Below are 16,607 nucleotides of genomic sequence, written 5' to 3' on the forward strand. Positions count from 1 at the left end.
ATTGCTAAATGGTAAAAAAAATCATCCTGCTTGGTGCGACCGGTTCGATCGGTGTGCAGACAGCTGATATTATTCGTGAACACCCGACTGAGTTTTCATTAATCGGCTTTTCTGCCGGAAAAAATATGGACATTACCCGGAAACTGATTGCCGAATTTGCTCCAGAAATCGTCTGCGTGCAGCAATTGCAAGACGCTAAAGACTTGGCTGCAGAATTTCCAGCAGTGTCATTTGTAGCTGGCGCTGAAGGGCTGACAGAAGTCGCTGTATACGATGCAGATATTCTGGTGAATGCTGTACTTGGCAGTGTAGGTCTTGAACCCACACTGGAAGCCATAAAACTTGGCCGCACCATTGCAATTGCCAACAAAGAAACATTGGTAACAGCAGGCCATTTGGTCATGGACAGCGCAAAACATTACGGAGCGGTCATTTTGCCAGTTGACAGCGAGCACTCAGCGCTTTTTCAGGCGCTGAACGGCGAAAAGAAAGATCAGGCCAGCCGATTAATCTTAACTGCTTCCGGAGGCAGCTTCCGGGATTTAACGCGAGAGCAGCTTCAAAATGTAACGGTTCAGGATGCATTAAACCATCCGAATTGGTCAATGGGATCAAAAATCACCATTGATTCCGCTACCATGGTCAATAAGGGGCTTGAAGTGATCGAAGCGCATATTCTGTTCGACTTTGCTTATGCCGATATTGATGTGGTTCTTCACCGCGAGAGCATCATCCATTCCATGGTTGAATTTCATGACACGAGTGTGATGGCACAGCTTGGAACACCGGACATGCGTGTACCGATTCAATACGCTTTGTCTTATCCGGACCGATTGCCGCGCCCTCAGGCAAAACGCCTAAATTTAGCTGAAATTGGAAAGTTGAATTTCCAGGAAATGGACTACAAACGTTTCCGTGCATTGCAATTGGCATTTGATGCCGGCATTGCAGGAGGTACGATGACGACTGTGCTCAACGCAGCAAACGAGCAGGCTGTTGCTTTATTTCTTAACGAAGAAATCAAGTTCCTGCAGATCGAAGAAATGATCGAGCGTGCTATGGATCAGCACGAAGTATTGGCAAATCCGGATTTGGAAACGATTTTGCATGTCGATGCTGAAACGAGAAAATCTGTAAAAAACATGATAAAATAGCTAAAGATCAAAACCGAATAAGTTTATCCTGCTTTGCCGGTCATTGAATCAACTAACACTTGATGGATGAAAAAAAGTCCATCAAGCGAGTTTCTCTTTAAAAGGGTGGGTTCATAATGGAAACAGTTCTATCGTTTATAATAATTTTCGGTGCCTTAGTATTTTTTCATGAACTTGGCCATTTCCTTCTTGCAAAGCGCGCGGGCATTTTAGTACGCGAATTTGCGATAGGAATGGGTCCAAAGATTTTGGGCATTACCAAAGGAGAAACACTTTACACCTTGCGCTTACTGCCAATCGGCGGCTATGTGCGCATGGCAGGCGAAGATATGGATACCATCCACCTTCAAGCAGGCCATCGCATCGGCGTTCTGTTAAACAAAGAAGGCCAGGCCAAGAAAATCATCATGAACCAAAAGCATGTATATCCAGAAATTTTGTTTCTTGAAGTAGAGGAAGCGGATCTGGAAAAAGGGCTATGGATTAAAGGGTACGACGAAGATGAAAAATTGGTGCACATTGAAGTAGCGCGCGATGCCGTCGTAGAGGAAAATGGCAGAGAAACCATTTTGGCTCCTTACGATCGCCAATTTGATTCGAAATCGGTTGGAAAGCGTTTTATGACCATTTTTGCAGGACCGCTTTTCAACTTCATTCTCGCATTTTTTATTTTCACTGCGCTTGGCATGATGCAGGGAGTGCCAACGTTTGAACCCATTATTACCGAAGTGACGGAAGAAAGTCCGGCAGCAGAAGCTGGCATGCAGGACGGAGATTTGGTCACTGAGATTGAAGGCGATCCGATTTCTACTTGGGATGAACTGGTTGAATCGGTTCAGAACAATGCTGGCAATGCCCTTGATTTTAATGTTGAACGGGACGGCGAGCCGTTAAACTTTACCATTACACCCGAAATTTCAGAGCAGTCCCCTGAAGAAATCGGTGTAATCGGCGTACTTTACCAAAGCCCAGTAGAAAAAGATTTTCTCGGATCTTTTGTCTACGGTGCTGAGCAAACCATCTTTTGGTTCCAAGAAATTTTCCGATTGTTGGGAATGCTCGTAACGGGCCAATTTACGATTGATGCTTTGTCAGGTCCGGTCGGAATTTACAAAACGACTGAAGAAGTGGCGCAATACGGCATCTTTACCTTGATGAGCTGGGCAGGTATGCTGAGCATCAACTTGGGAATCATGAACCTTTTGCCACTTCCAGCACTGGATGGGGGACGTCTTATGTTCTTCATTCTTGAAGCGGTACGCGGCAAACCGGTTGATCGGCAAAAAGAAGGAATGGTTCACTTTGTTGGGATCATGCTCCTGATGCTGCTGATGATTGTCGTGACTTGGAACGATATCCAAAGATATTTCTTTTAATATAAGCAAGCGGGAATTACCGGACAGGCAGTCAATTTTGCCTGTCCTGAACTTTTAAATTGTCAATAAAATTCTATAGTCAGTTGAGGTGTATTTTGGAATGAAACAAACAGCAACTTTTATCCCAACCTTGCGTGAAACGCCTGCCGATGCAGAAGTAAAATCGCATCAGCTCTTATTGCGTGCAGGCTTTATTCGCCAAAACACGAGCGGCATTTATTCGTTTCTTCCGCTCGGCAAACGCGTGCTGCAAAAAGTCGAAACGATTATCCGTGAAGAAATGGAAGCCGCTAACAGTGTAGAAATCTTTATGCCAGCGCTTCAGCAAGCCGAATTATGGCAGGAATCTGGCCGCTGGTATTCATACGGCGACGAATTGATGCGTTTGAAAGACCGCAATGACCGCGAGTTTGCACTCGGTGCGACACACGAAGAAGTTATTACGAGTCTCTTGCGCGACGAAATTAAATCCTACAAGAAGCTTCCGTTAAACTTGTTCCAAATACAATCGAAATTTAGAGATGAAAAACGTCCACGTTTCGGTTTGTTGCGCGGCCGTGAGTTTCTGATGAAAGATGCCTATTCGTTCCATGCCACTCCTGAGAGCTTGGATGAAACGTATGATGTCATGATGCGGGCATATACCAATATCTTTACACGCCTTGGTTTGAATTTCCGGGCAGTTATAGCCGATTCGGGCGCCATTGGCGGAAAAGACAATCATGAATTCATGGTGCTGTCGGAAATTGGCGAAGACACGATCGCTTATTCAGATACTTCTTCATATGCAGCCAATATCGAAATGGCCGCTGTCGACGTTTCCTACCCAGCTTCAACTGAAACACCTGGAGCAATGGAGAAAGTGGCGACACCAGGTAAAAACACCATTTCTGATGTAGCAGATTTCTTTGAGGTCTCTGCTGAAAAATGCATTAAAACACTTGTGTTTAAAGCGGATGAGGAATTGGTCATTGTTTTGGCAAGAGGCGACCATGAAATCAACGACGTTAAAGTCAAACATGCAACAGGTGCCAAAGTGATTGAAATGGCAACGCCGGAAGAAGTTCAGCAATTACTGTCTTGCGACATCGGCTCGCTTGGCCCAATCAACTTGCCGGAAGATGTTCGTCTGTTTGCAGATCACGCAGTAGAAAACATCGTCAATGGAGTAACAGGCGCCAATGAAAACGGCCAACACTATAAAAACGTCACTTCTGGGAAAGACTTTACGGTTGCCGCTTATCATGACTTGCGCTTTATTCAAGAAGGAGATGCTTCTCCAGACGGCCAGGGAACTATTCAATTTGCCAAAGGCATTGAAGTTGGCCATATCTTTAAACTAGGTACAACTTACAGCATTCCGCTAAAAGGCACATTCCTGAATGATCAAGGCAAAGCGATGCCTTATATTATGGGATGCTACGGAATTGGTGTGTCACGTGTTATGGCAGCAGTGGCTGAGCAGTTCCAGGACGATAATGGCTTTACATGGCCAGATGTTGTGGCACCTTACGAGGTCCACTTGGTGCCGGTAAACGTCAAAGACGATGCGCAGCGCGAGCTGGGTGAAGAACTGTATACCTTATTGAAATCCAACCGTTACGAAGTGTTGCTCGATGACCGGAAAGAACGGGCGGGCGTGAAATTCACAGATGCAGATTTGATCGGTTTGCCGATTCGCATCACCATCGGCAAAAAAGCGGCTGAAGGAATACTGGAAGTTAAAATACGGCGGACCGGTGAAACTTTCGAATGGACGCGTGAAGAATTGCTTGATCAATTGCAGCAGTTCTTTAAAAAATAACAGCAAAATCTGATATGATGAAAGGAAAGTACATACTGTACTTTCCTTTCTTTTTCTGCTCGCTTTTGCGAAAAAATGTCTTATATAGTTTTCAAGAAGTTGCAGTCTTACATTCATTAGTTCAACATATAAATTGCTCAGGCTCTAATGCAACAGGAATTTACGTTTTCTTAAATCACTACCACGAAGGGGATAGTTATGACAAACCAGCAAGATCCTAAGATGCGCTTTAAATTACTGCTTCAGCATCTCGACTTAACGGACGATGTCCATATGCCCTTTTTCGAAGAGGCTGAACTGACACGGATGACCGTCCATAAAAAAGAGCGGTCCTGGAAATTTCTTGTGAAAGTGAAAGGCATCCTGCCAATCGAATTGTATTTATTATTAAAAGAGCGTTTGTATAGCACGTTTTCTCCAATCGCATCCATTCAATTGAATATCGAGTCCGCTCAGGATAGCGCTCAAGAAGAGCTGGTCATGGCTTATTGGAAATACGCCGTGGAAGAACTGGCTGATATGGCGCCGCCGCTGCGCGAGCGTTTGTTGTCGCAGGCACCGGTTTGGAACGGCAATAAGCTTATGCTGCAATGCAATCACCAGCATGAAATGATGGCATTAAAATCAAAATACAGCGACAAGCTGGCAGGAGTGTACCAGCAATTTGGATTCCCTCACGTGGCAATTGATTTCCAACTGTCCGACGACAACCAGGAAGCGGCTCATGAAGCGTTTATGGCTGAACGGCTGAGAGAAGAAGAAGAGATGGCGAAAAAAGCGCTGTCGGACATGAAAAAACGGGAAACAGACCGCAAAGAAAACGGCACACCATCTGGACCGTTCCAAATGGGGACAGCGATCAAACCGGATGAAACCATTTCCGAGATCAAATCCATTGTGGACGAAGAACGCCGCGTAACAATCGAAGGCTATGTTTTTGATGCGGAAGTAAGAGAACTTCGAAGCGGGCGTTCCTTGTTGACAGTGAAAATCACGGATTACACAGATTCGATTCTTGTCAAAATGTTCTCGCGTGATAAAGAAGATGCCGAGTTAATGGCCAATGCCAAAAAAGGCATGTGGCTAAAAGCACGCGGATCGATCCAAACCGATACATTTGTACGCGATTTGGTGATGATGGCGCAGGATATGGTTGAAATCAAACCCGAACTTCGCCGCGATACAGCGGAAGAAAAACGAGTAGAACTGCATCTGCATACGCCGATGAGCCAAATGGACGCAGTTTCATCCGTCGAATCCCTTGTGAGCCAAGCGGCTAAATGGGGACATCCAGCCATTGCCATTACCGATCACGCCGGTGTCCAGTCATTTCCGGACGCTTATGCTGCCAGCAAAAAACATGGCATTAAAGCAATTTTTGGCCTGGAAGCAAACTTAGTGGATGATGGCGTGCCGATTGCCTACGAAGAGCGCCACGCGTTACTCGAAGAAGAAACATTTGTGGTGTTTGACTTGGAGACGACAGGCTTGTCTGCTGTTTACGACACCATTATTGAACTTGCCGCGGTGAAAATTAAAGGCGGACAGATTATCGACAAGTTCGAGAGTTTTGCCAACCCGCATCATGAATTGTCGTCCACGACGATTGACTTGACCGGAATCACCGATGATATGGTGAAAGATGCGCCAGAAGTGGAAGAAGTGATCCGCAAATACCATGAATGGGCAGGCGACCACATTATGGTCGCGCACAACGCATCGTTCGATATGGGCTTCCTGTATGTATGCTATAAGAAGTTTGGCATTGATACAAAGCACGCAACCATCGACACGTTGGAATTGGCGCGTATGCTTCACCCGGAGCTGAAAAATCACCGGTTGAACACATTGGCCAAAAAATTCGGCATCGAATTGACCCAGCATCACCGGGCCATCTACGATACCGAGGCGACCTCGTATTTATTAACGTATCTCTTAAAAGAAGCCGACCAAAAAGGTATTTTGTACCACGACCAGCTAAATGATTATGTTGGCAGCGGAGATGCATATAAACGATCGCGCCCGACCCATTGTACGCTGTTGGCGCAAAATGATGAAGGGTTGAAAAACCTGTTCAAATTGGTTTCCGCATCGCATATCGATTATTTCTACCGCGTTCCGCGCATTCCGCGGTCGCTTTTGCAAAGGCACCGAAAAGGCTTGCTCGTTGGATCCGGCTGTGACAAAGGCGAAGTTTTTGAGGCTGTCATGCAAAAATCGATGGAAGAAGTCGAGAGGACTGCACAGTTCTATGATTATTTGGAAGTTCATCCAAAAGAAGTGTATTCCCATTTGATTGAACGGGAAATGATTCGCGATGAATGGAATTTGGAAGACATTATCCGCAAACTCGTGAAAATCAGCCGCAAGTTGGAAATCCCGCTCGTTGCGACAGGCAACGTTCATTACCTGGACGAAACCGATGCGATTTTCCGGCAAGTGCTGATTGGATCTCAAGGCGGAGCCAATCCGTTGAACCGCCATAAATTGCCGAAAGTGCATTTCCGTACGACCAGTGAAATGCTGGATGCTTTTGATTTTCTGGGAAGTGAAACGGCACATGAACTTGTAGTTGCAAACTCCGTGAAAATTTCTGAGATGATTGATGTTGTAAAACCGATCAAAGACGAACTCTACACGCCTAAAATTGAAGGTGCTGACGAAGAAGTCCGCGAGTTAAGCTACGGAATGGCCCATCAAATTTATGGACCGACCTTGCCGGAAATTGTGGAAGCCCGCATTGAAAAAGAGTTGAAATCCATTATTGGGCACGGATTTGCGGTTATCTACTTGATTTCACACAAACTTGTTAAAAAATCTTTGGATGATGGCTATCTGGTTGGTTCCCGTGGTTCAGTCGGCTCTTCGCTGGTTGCGACACTGACAGAAATCACAGAAGTAAATCCGCTGCCGCCGCATTATATTTGCAGAAAATGCAAAAAATCGGAGTTTTTCGATGACGGGTCTGTCAGCTCTGGATTTGATTTAAAAGACAAAAACTGTCCGGATTGCGATGTTCCTTATCAAAAAGAAGGGCAGGACATCCCATTTGAAACCTTCCTTGGATTTAAAGGGGATAAAGTTCCCGATATCGATTTGAACTTCAGCGGTGAGTATCAGTCGAAAGCCCATAATTACACAAAAGAATTATTTGGAGAAGACAATGTATTCCGTGCTGGTACCATCGGAACGGTTGCAGAAAAAACCGCTTATGGCTATGTTCGCGGCTATGCAAATGACCGGGAGATGACGCTGAGAGGCGCTGAAATTGATCGTCTCGTGCAAGGCTGCTCAGGCGTTAAACGAAGCACTGGACAGCATCCAGGAGGAATCATCGTTGTTCCGGACTATATGGACATCTACGACTTTTCGCCGATTCAGTTTCCGGCAGACGCCCAGGATTCTGAATGGAAAACAACGCATTTTGATTTCCACTCGATCCACGATAATTTACTGAAGCTGGATATACTCGGACACGATGATCCAACCGTTATCCGCATGCTTCAAGATTTATCCGGCATCGATCCAAAGACCATTCCAACAGATGATCCGGAAGTGATGAAAATATTTGCCGGGCCTGAATCGCTCGGAGTTACCAAAGAGCAGATCGGCTGTAAGACCGGTACACTTGGCATACCGGAATTTGGAACACGTTTTGTGCGCCAGATGCTGGAAGAAACAAAGCCGAACACGTTCTCGGAACTGGTCCAAATATCCGGACTGTCCCACGGAACGGACGTCTGGCTGAGCAATGCGCAGGAACTGATCCAAAACGGCACTTGCCAGCTGTCCGATGTTATTGGCTGCCGAGATGACATTATGGTTTACTTGATTTATCAGGGGCTTGAATCTTCATTGGCATTCAAAATTATGGAGTCTGTCCGTAAAGGGAAGGGCTTGACGCCAGAATTTGAAGAAGCTATGAAAAAAGAAGGTGTGCCGAACTGGTACATCGAATCTTGCAAAAAAATCAAGTACATGTTCCCGAAAGCCCACGCAGCTGCCTATGTGTTGATGGCAGTGCGGATTGCCTACTTCAAAGTGCATTTCCCAGTTCTGTATTACGCAGCTTACTTTACAGTTCGGGCAGAAGATTTTGATGTGCAGGCAATGGCCAAAGGGTCGCATGCCATCCGAGCTAAAATTGATGAAATCAATGCCAAAGGATTGGAAGCATCGACAAAAGAGAAAAACTTATTAACAGTTATGGAACTGACACTGGAAATGGTCGAACGCGGATTCACGTTCCAGAAAGTGGATCTGTACAAATCTTCAGCTGATCAATTTATCATTGAAGGCAACAGCTTGATTCCGCCGTTCAATGCTATTCCAGGACTGGGAACCAATGCAGCGAAATCAATCGTTGCTGCAAGAGAGCACGGAGAATTCTTGTCGAAGGAAGACCTTCAGCAACGCGGCCGTGTTTCCAAAACCATTATCGAATACATGGACGATCTTGGCTGTCTGGAAGGAATGCCTGAGGCAAACCAGTTGTCCTTGTTCTAGCCGGTTGCACCACGGCGCGGTTTGTGGTATTATTGAGGTAACATTTACTGATAGCTCTGTCGCAGAAGAGTGGGTTCTCCCGCTCTTTTCTGTTTGTTATGGCATAAAATTGGCGGGAGGCATGTATGAGCAAAATTACAGAACAAATCGAGCAGATAGTACAGCCCATCACCAGTGAATTGGCACTGGAACTTGTAGATGTGGAATTCTTAAAAGAAGGCCGCGACTGGTTTTTACGAGTGTATGTGGACAATCCGGAAGCACCCATTGACATTGATCAATGTGCGCTGGTAAGTGAGAAACTAAGTGAGATTCTGGATCAGCTAGATCCAATCGAACAAAACTATTTCCTGGAAGTTTCATCACCGGGTGCAGAACGTCCTTTAAAGAAAGAAAAGGATTTTGAAAAAGCGATCGGCAAATTTATTTACATCAAAACGTATGAACCGATTGAAGATGCAAAAGAATTTGAAGGTTACTTAAAATCTTATGACGATGATCAAGTGGAAATTGAAATTAAAATCAAAACACGCAGAAAAATACTTAACATTCCAAAAGAGAAGATTGCAGTTATTCGTTTGGCCATTGATTTTTCTGTAAAACCTGATTGAAGAACCTGGGAGTGAATATAAATGAGCAGTGAGTTATTAGATGCTTTTGAAGTATTAGAAAAACAAAAAGGGATTTCACGCGAAGTCCTGATTGAAGCGATTGAAGCGGCATTGGTAACGGCGTACAAACGGAATTTCAACCAAGCACAAAATGTTCGTGTTGATTTAAACTTGAACACTGGCACCATGCTGGTATATTCCCGCAAAGATGTAGTGGAGGAAGTCGAAGACGAACGCCTTCACATTGCGTTGGAAGATGCGAAAGTGATCAACCCGGCATATGAACTCGGTGATGTTGTGGAAGAAGAAGTGACGCCGCGAAACTTCGGGCGCATTGCTGCACAAACAGCGAAACAAGTAGTTACTCAGCGTGTCCGTGAAGCGGAGCGCGGTTTGATCTTCGAAGAGTTTGTTGATCGTGCAGACGATATCGTCAACGGCATCGTTGAACGCATGGACGCACGCAACCTGTATGTTGGCCTTGGCAAAGTGGAAGCTGTGCTTCCGCAGACAGAGCAAATGCCGAATGAGCATTACAAGCCGCATGACCGCATCAAAGTGTATATCACAAAAGTGGAACGCACAACACGCGGACCGCAAGTTTTTGTTTCACGCACTCATCCAGGTTTGCTTCGCCGTCTCTTTGAAAACGAAGTCCCTGAAATTTATGATGGCATTGTTGAAATCAAATCGATTGCACGGGAAGCGGGAGATCGTTCAAAAATCTCTGTTTTTGCTCATCGTGACGACATCGATCCAGTTGGTTCGTGTGTTGGATCTAAAGGTGGACGTGTTCAGACGATCGTCAATGAATTGAGTGGGGAAAAAATTGATATTGTGGAATGGTCTGAAGAGCCGGTTGTCTTTGTTGCAAACGCGCTTAGCCCATCCAAAGTATTGGATGTTCAAGTAAATGAAGATGCGAAGTCAACTACGGTTGTCGTTCCAGATTATCAATTATCTCTTGCAATCGGCAAGCGCGGTCAAAATGCGCGCTTGGCAGCAAAATTAACCGGTTGGAAGATTGACATTAAGAGCGAAACAGACGCGCGGGAACTTGGAATTTACCCAAACCCCGACGCTGACATCGAACTAGTGGAATCCGGTGAAGAACTGGACGACTTTGATTTTTACGAAGAAAAAGAATAATGTAGAAAAGGTGATGTCCGTTGGCTCTGCAAAAGAAAATTCCATTACGGAAATGTGTGGCTACAGGCGAGATGTATCCTAAAAAAGAAATGATCCGTGTTGTCCGCTCGAAAGAAGGCGAAGTGTCCGTTGATTTGACGGGCAAGAAGTCAGGGCGCGGCGCATACGTTTCGAAAACGGAAGATGCCATCGCGGCTGCCCGTAAAAAGAAAGTGCTGGACAAGCAATTGGAAGTCAAAGTTCCAGACGAAATTTATGATGAGTTAATTCGCGTCGTTCTTAGAGAGCAGTTGAAATAATGACCAAACAAAAAATTCTTCAATTGCTGGGGTTGGCGACACGTGCAAGAATGACCATTTCCGGCGAAGAAATGACCGTGAACGAAGTCCGAAAAGGCAAAGCGAAATTAGTTATTGTCTCAGAAGATGCTTCAGACAACACCAGTAAAAAATTGCACGACAAATGCAAATCGTATGGAGTGGATGTTCATGTTTTTGCATCCCGTTTCGAGTTGGGACATGCGATAGGCAAAGAAGAGCGGGTAGTGATTGCAATTACCGATAAAGGTTTTGCAAAAAAAATAACCAGCTTATTCGAAGAAATTAATCGGGGGCGAGCAGATGACCAAAATTCGAGTACATGAATACGCTAAGAAGGTAGACAAGCCAAGCAAAGAGATTATTAATGAGTTGTCTAAACATAACATTACCGTACAAAACCATATGGCGACATTGGAAGACAATGCTGTATCGAAATTAGACAGCATTTACAAAAATGCGTCAGCAGGACAGCGCCCACCAGCGCAATCACGTCCAGCGAGCCAGGGCCAATCGCGTCCAACACAAGGTGGGCAATCGCGTCCATCAAGTCAAGGGCAATCCCGTCCGTCTCAAGGTGGGCAGTCCCGTCCTTCTGGCCAAGGGCAACGTCCATCAAACCAAGGGCAATCCCGTCCATCTCAGGGCGGCCAGTCGCGTCCATCCGGACAAAGCCAATCCCGTCCAGCAGCACCGAGTCAAGGGCAATCCCGTTCACAAGGAAATGGCCAACGACCAACTGCACCTGCAAAAACAGGATCAAATTTTACACCTAAAGCGGCTAAACCTACGGCAGGTCCAGGCCAACGTTCTTCAGGACGTCCAGGTGGCGGAAACCGCAACGGCTTCCAAAACCGCAACCGCAAAGGAAAGCAGCAGCAACCGGTAAATCTGTTGCCGCCAATGCCTAAAAAAGAAAAAGAATTACCAGCTAAAATTACATTCAGTGAATCATTAACGGTTGCTGAGCTGGCGAAAAAATTAGGGCGCGAGCCGTCTGAAATCATTAAAAAATTATTCATGCTTGGTGTAATGGCGACCATTAACCAAGAGTTGGATAAAGATGCAATCGAATTGATCTGTGCTGAGTATGAGGTTGAAGTAGAAGAAGAGATCCTGGTGGATAAAACCGATCTTGAAGTTTACTTTGAACCAGAAGACGAAAGCCTTAACCAAGAACGTCCGCCAGTTGTTACCATCATGGGCCACGTTGACCACGGTAAAACGACTTTGCTTGATTCGATCCGCAACACGAAAGTGACAGCGGGAGAAGCAGGCGGCATCACACAGCATATCGGTGCTTATCAAGTGGTCGACAATGGCAAAAAAATTACGTTCCTTGATACACCAGGCCACGCAGCGTTCACAACGATGCGTGCTCGTGGCGCAAAAGTAACGGATCTTGCCATTATTGTTGTTGCAGCTGATGACGGCGTTATGCCACAAACAGTGGAAGCAATCAACCATGCCAAAGCAGCAGAAGTTCCAATTATCATTGCGGTCAACAAAATGGATAAGCCTAGTGCAAACCCTGACCGTGTAATGCAAGAATTGACGGATCATGGATTGGTTCCTGAAGCTTGGGGCGGCGATACGATTTTCGTACCGATTTCTGCTTTAAAAGGTGACGGCATTGATTCGTTGCTTGAAATGATCTTGTTGGTATCAGAGGTCGGCGAATTAAAAGCCAACCCTGCACGCCGTGCGATTGGTACTGTTATTGAAGCTGAGCTGGATAAAGGCCGCGGTTCTGTAGCAACACTTCTTGTGCAAGATGGAACATTAAAAGTTGGAGATCCAATCGTTGTCGGCAATACTTTTGGCCGCGTTCGTGCGATGGTATCTGACCTTGGCCGCCGCGTAAAAGAGGCTGGCCCGTCAACACCGGTTGAAATCACTGGTTTGAATGATGTACCTCAAGCAGGAGACCGCTTTGTTGTCTTTGAAGATGAAAAAACAGCTCGTCAAGTGGGAGAAACGCGTGCGACTTCAGCGCTTCAAGTTCAGCGTTCTGAAAAAACACGGGTAACACTTGATAACTTGTTTGATCAGTTGAAGCAAGGCGAAATGAAAGAATTGAACTTGATCGTCAAAGCTGACGTACAAGGAGCAGTTGAAGCAATGGCTGCATCTCTTCTGAAAATCGATGTTGAAGGCGTTAATGTGAAGATTATCCACACAGGCGCTGGTGCCATTACAGAATCTGATATTTCATTGGCTGCAGCTTCAAATGCCATCGTTATCGGTTTCAACGTTCGTCCTGATGCGAACGCGAAGCGCGCTGCGGATGCAGAAGGCGTAGACATTCGTTTGCACCGCATCATCTACAAAGTGATTGAAGAAATTGAATTCGCGATGAAAGGATTGCTTGATCCGGAATTTGAAGAAAAAATTATCGGCCAAGCAGAAATCCGCAGCACGTTTAAAGTTTCTAAAGTCGGAACAATTGCCGGAAGCTATGTAACAGAAGGCAAAATCACAAGAGACAGCGGCGTCCGTGTCATTCGTGAAGGTATTGTCGTATTCGAAGGTGAGATTGACACATTGAAACGCTTTAAAGACGATGCGAAAGAAGTGGCAAAAGGCTACGAATGCGGGATTACCATCAAAAACTTCAACGATGTGAAAGAATTAGACATCATCGAAGCGTACGTTATGGAAGAAATCGAACGCAAATGATCCTGTACATGGAATGCGAATTTTTCATTCCAACGGCCCATTCGTTAAAAGATAAGCGGGCAGTGGTGAAAAGCATGCTGACCCGCAGCAGACAGAAATTCAACGTTTCCGCAGCAGAGATTGACCACCAGAATGTCTGGCAGCGAACGCGTATTGCCTTTGTGATTGTGTCATCCTCAAAAGAGGTGGCAGATAAAGAAATGGCGCAGGTTCTCTACTATCTGGAAAGCAATCCTGCTTGGGAATGCTTGGAGATTGAAAAAGAATATTTGTAAGAACGAGGTGGATTAGCAATGACAATGCGCGCGAATCGTGTAGCTGAGCAGATGAAAAAAGAGCTTAGCGATATCATCAGCCGAAAACTGAAAGATCCACGTATCGGATTTGTCACTGTAACAGATGTTGAAGTTACAGGAGATCTCCAGCAGGCAACTGTATACATCAGCGTGTTAGGCGAAGACCACGCAAAAGAGCAGACATTGCTTGGGTTAACGAAGTCAAAAGGATTTATCCGTTCAGAAATTGGACAGCGAATCCGTCTTCGCAAAACTCCTGAACTGTCTTTTGAAATCGATTCATCCGTTGCATACGGCAATCGAATTGATTCGCTATTGCGTGACATTCAAGAACCAAAAGAAGATTGAAATCAAAGCCTGCTGTCTATTCCAGATAGCAGGCTTTTTTTTGCATCAAGCAAAGGAGCTAGGGATTATGGCGTTAAATGGAATACTTCCATTATGGAAAGAAAAAGGGATGACCTCCCATGATTGTGTATTTAAACTCAGAAAAATTCTGCAGACAAAAAAAGTCGGACACACCGGGACATTGGATCCTGAAGTGGATGGCGTGCTGCCAATCTGTATCGGCAATACCACAAAAGTGGCAGAATACATCACCGATCAGGGCAAGACGTATGAAGCGGAAGTGACTATTGGCTATTCGACTGAAACGGAAGATGCGACTGGCGAAACCGTGGACACGGATGCTTCTGAAAAAAATATTACACGCGAGCAAGTGGAAGATGTACTGGCAGGGCTGACTGGCCACATTAAACAAATTCCGCCGATGTATTCGGCCGTGAAAGTGAATGGCAAAAAACTTTACGAATATGCGCGCCAAGGAATTGCTGTTGAACGTCCAGAGCGCACTGTCCGGATTGACTCGATTGAGTTGCTGGACAGTGACCGGCAATGGACCGGGCAGAAAGTTAAATTTAATATCCGCATTCGCTGTGGAAAAGGAACGTATATCCGGACGCTGGCTGTACAAATTGGCGAAGCGTTAGGCTATCCTGCGCACATGTCGAGGCTGACAAGGACGGAATCTGGTAAATTTGACCGAACTGATTGCGTTACGCTTGCCGAAGTGGCCGAACTTGCCCAAAATGGACATATTGGTGATATTTTGAAACCGCTCAGCTACGGTTTAAGTGCATTTCCATTCATGGAAATTGAACCAAAACAGGTTTTTGCTGTGAAAAATGGCCAAGTATTGGCACGCCATGCCATACTTGATCAAATGGGATTTGTTGTATTGACGTACCAGGGACACCCTGTGGCGCTGTATAAAAATCACCCTGAAAAAGCGGACAAAATGAAACCTGAAAAAATGTTCGGTTTTCCGACAACAGACGAGGTGTAGCAATATGGAAATTATTCATTTGAGTTATCCCATTCATGTAAAACCCACTAGTAAGACTGGCCCGTTATCACTGGCACTCGGCTTTTTTGATGGCGTACATAAAGGACATCAGCATGTGATAGGTGAAGCAATGGAACAGGCCAAACGACAAGGCATCAAGTCTGCAGTCATGACCTTTGATCCGCACCCGTCTCTCGTGCTTGGCGGGCGCAAAGAAGAAGTTTTTTACATCACACCCATGCAGCAAAAAATGGAGATACTGGAAGAGATGGGCGTGGATTATTGCTTTATCGTCCGTTTTACATCCGAATTTGCCAAACTGTCACCGGAAGAATTTGTCGACATATTTGTTAAAGGTCTTGGTGTGAAACATGTCACAGCTGGATTTGATTTTTCGTTTGGCAGCAAAGGCAAAGGCGACATGGCATTGATGAAACGAGTGGGAGAAGGTTTTTATAAGGTTACAGTCATTGACAAGCAAGAAGCAGGAGATGAGAAAATCAGCTCAACGCGCATCCGTGAATTATTGAAGCAAGGTGCAGTCGAACAAGTCTGCTATTTGCTGGGCCGCCCATTCCGTGTAATTGGCACCGTCGTTAATGGCGACAAACGCGGCCGTACGATTGGGTTTCCGACAGCTAATGTGGAGCCTGAGCTTGGTGCCATTGTGCCAAGCCGCGGCGTCTATGCTGTCAGAATTCGCGTGCAGGATCAATACCATAACGGTGTTTGCAACATTGGCTACAAACCGACTTTCAATAATCCAGACGTCAAAAAACAAGTGATCGAAGTCCACATTCTCGATTTTGACAAGTCGATCTACGGTGAAATGGTAGAAGTGGAGTGGCATGAACGAATTCGCGATGAGCAGAAGTTTTCGGGCATCGATGAGTTAAAGACACAGATTCAGCGCGACAAAGAAACTGCCGAACGTTTTTTTGCGGGTATTAATTAACCGGCGCAGTTGATTTTGAAAAATCCTTGTGCTATTATTTATGAGTACTGAATGTACAAACCGTTGCTTGGCAAATCGAATCACCAACGTTTGCTCGGTAATTGGGGATATCAGATATTAGGAGGTGGAAACAGTATGGCAATCACACAAGAACGTAAAAATGAATTGATCAATGAATACAAAGTGCATGACACTGATACTGGGTCTGCAGAAATTCAAATCGCCATTCTTACAGAAGACATCAACAATTTGAATGAGCACTTACGTACTCACAAAAAAGATCATCACTCACGTCGTGGTCTATTCAAAATGGTTGGACGCCGTCGTAACTTGCTAAAATACTTACGTGAAAACGAAGTAGCTCGCTACCGTGAGTTAATCGCAAGACTTGGCCTACGCCGTTAATAGCAAACAG

Annotated in this window: 14 protein-coding genes; all 14 read left to right on the forward strand. The window is 45.3% G+C overall.

Annotated elements, in window-relative coordinates; translation table 11 throughout:
* Positions 1–8: 8 nt before the first annotated feature.
* The 14 genes from dxr (at position 9) to rpsO (ending at position 16,597) form a co-directional block, all read left to right on the forward strand.
* Complete coding sequence (gene dxr / locus AC4EHK_RS06265) at positions 9–1,154, forward strand: 1-deoxy-D-xylulose-5-phosphate reductoisomerase (protein WP_490977951.1); 1,146 nt, start codon at positions 9–11, stop codon at positions 1,152–1,154.
* A gap of 116 nt (positions 1,155–1,270) precedes the next feature.
* Positions 1,271–2,530 carry an RIP metalloprotease RseP gene (gene rseP, locus AC4EHK_RS06270; protein ID WP_490977952.1) on the forward strand — a complete coding sequence of 420 codons (1,260 nt, stop codon included), beginning with the start codon at positions 1,271–1,273 and terminating at the stop codon, positions 2,528–2,530.
* Positions 2,531–2,630: 100 nt separating this feature from the next.
* Complete coding sequence (locus AC4EHK_RS06275) at positions 2,631–4,334, forward strand: proline--tRNA ligase (RefSeq protein WP_490977953.1); 1,704 nt, start codon at positions 2,631–2,633, stop codon at positions 4,332–4,334.
* Between the two features lie 198 nt (positions 4,335–4,532).
* Complete coding sequence (locus AC4EHK_RS06280) at positions 4,533–8,840, forward strand: PolC-type DNA polymerase III (RefSeq protein WP_490977954.1); 4,308 nt, start codon at positions 4,533–4,535, stop codon at positions 8,838–8,840.
* Positions 8,841–8,965: 125 nt separating this feature from the next.
* Positions 8,966–9,451 carry a ribosome maturation factor RimP gene (gene rimP, locus AC4EHK_RS06285; protein ID WP_490977955.1) on the forward strand — a complete coding sequence of 162 codons (486 nt, stop codon included), beginning with the start codon at positions 8,966–8,968 and terminating at the stop codon, positions 9,449–9,451.
* Positions 9,452–9,472: 21 nt separating this feature from the next.
* Entirely contained in the window at positions 9,473–10,600 is a 1,128-nt protein-coding gene (nusA, locus tag AC4EHK_RS06290; RefSeq protein ID WP_490977956.1) for a transcription termination factor NusA, read from the forward strand.
* A 20-nt stretch (positions 10,601–10,620) separates the two neighbouring features.
* Positions 10,621–10,899 (forward strand): RNase P modulator RnpM, encoded by a 279-nt coding sequence (gene rnpM, locus AC4EHK_RS06295; protein ID WP_490977957.1) that lies wholly within the window; start codon positions 10,621–10,623, stop codon positions 10,897–10,899.
* Entirely contained in the window at positions 10,899–11,243 is a 345-nt protein-coding gene (locus AC4EHK_RS06300; protein WP_142826548.1) for a YlxQ family RNA-binding protein, read from the forward strand. Before rnpM ends, AC4EHK_RS06300 begins: the two co-directional genes overlap by 1 nt.
* Entirely contained in the window at positions 11,221–13,596 is a 2,376-nt protein-coding gene (gene infB, locus AC4EHK_RS06305; RefSeq protein WP_490977958.1) for a translation initiation factor IF-2, read from the forward strand. The genes AC4EHK_RS06300 and infB overlap by 23 nt, the downstream gene beginning before the upstream one ends.
* Positions 13,593–13,871 carry a DUF503 domain-containing protein gene (locus AC4EHK_RS06310; RefSeq protein ID WP_142826546.1) on the forward strand — a complete coding sequence of 93 codons (279 nt, stop codon included), beginning with the start codon at positions 13,593–13,595 and terminating at the stop codon, positions 13,869–13,871. Before infB ends, AC4EHK_RS06310 begins: the two co-directional genes overlap by 4 nt.
* Positions 13,872–13,889: 18 nt before the next feature.
* On the forward strand, positions 13,890–14,240 hold the full coding sequence (rbfA, locus tag AC4EHK_RS06315) for a 30S ribosome-binding factor RbfA (protein ID WP_142826545.1): 351 nt from the start codon (positions 13,890–13,892) through the stop codon (positions 14,238–14,240).
* A gap of 67 nt (positions 14,241–14,307) precedes the next feature.
* Positions 14,308–15,237 (forward strand): tRNA pseudouridine(55) synthase TruB, encoded by a 930-nt coding sequence (gene truB, locus AC4EHK_RS06320; protein WP_490977959.1) that lies wholly within the window; start codon positions 14,308–14,310, stop codon positions 15,235–15,237.
* Between the two features lie 4 nt (positions 15,238–15,241).
* Positions 15,242–16,192 carry a riboflavin biosynthesis protein RibF gene (ribF, locus tag AC4EHK_RS06325; protein ID WP_490977960.1) on the forward strand — a complete coding sequence of 317 codons (951 nt, stop codon included), beginning with the start codon at positions 15,242–15,244 and terminating at the stop codon, positions 16,190–16,192.
* 135 nt (positions 16,193–16,327) lie between these two features.
* The gene (gene rpsO, locus AC4EHK_RS06330) at positions 16,328–16,597 is read left to right on the forward strand and encodes a 30S ribosomal protein S15 (protein WP_142826542.1); all 270 of its coding nucleotides are present in this window, start codon (positions 16,328–16,330) and stop codon (positions 16,595–16,597) included.
* The last annotated feature ends 10 nt before the right edge of the window (positions 16,598–16,607 follow it).

Source organism: Planococcus sp. TJ-307, assembly GCF_058268435.1.

Excerpts from the sequence above, each read along its gene's own strand:
- dxr (WP_490977951.1), top strand. The coding sequence starts at position 9 with ATGGTAAAAAAAATCATCCTGCTTGGTGCGACCGGTTCGATCGGTGTG.
- rseP (WP_490977952.1), top strand. The coding sequence starts at position 1,271 with ATGGAAACAGTTCTATCGTTTATAATAATTTTCGGTGCCTTAGTATTT.
- AC4EHK_RS06275 (WP_490977953.1), top strand. The coding sequence starts at position 2,631 with ATGAAACAAACAGCAACTTTTATCCCAACCTTGCGTGAAACGCCTGCC.
- AC4EHK_RS06280 (WP_490977954.1), top strand. The coding sequence starts at position 4,533 with ATGACAAACCAGCAAGATCCTAAGATGCGCTTTAAATTACTGCTTCAG.
- rimP (WP_490977955.1), top strand. The coding sequence starts at position 8,966 with ATGAGCAAAATTACAGAACAAATCGAGCAGATAGTACAGCCCATCACC.
- nusA (WP_490977956.1), top strand. The coding sequence starts at position 9,473 with ATGAGCAGTGAGTTATTAGATGCTTTTGAAGTATTAGAAAAACAAAAA.
- AC4EHK_RS06300 (WP_142826548.1), top strand. The coding sequence starts at position 10,899 with ATGACCAAACAAAAAATTCTTCAATTGCTGGGGTTGGCGACACGTGCA.
- infB (WP_490977958.1), top strand. The coding sequence starts at position 11,221 with ATGACCAAAATTCGAGTACATGAATACGCTAAGAAGGTAGACAAGCCA.
- AC4EHK_RS06310 (WP_142826546.1), top strand. The coding sequence starts at position 13,593 with ATGATCCTGTACATGGAATGCGAATTTTTCATTCCAACGGCCCATTCG.
- rbfA (WP_142826545.1), top strand. The coding sequence starts at position 13,890 with ATGACAATGCGCGCGAATCGTGTAGCTGAGCAGATGAAAAAAGAGCTT.
- truB (WP_490977959.1), top strand. The coding sequence starts at position 14,308 with ATGGCGTTAAATGGAATACTTCCATTATGGAAAGAAAAAGGGATGACC.
- ribF (WP_490977960.1), top strand. The coding sequence starts at position 15,242 with ATGGAAATTATTCATTTGAGTTATCCCATTCATGTAAAACCCACTAGT.
- rpsO (WP_142826542.1), top strand. The coding sequence starts at position 16,328 with ATGGCAATCACACAAGAACGTAAAAATGAATTGATCAATGAATACAAA.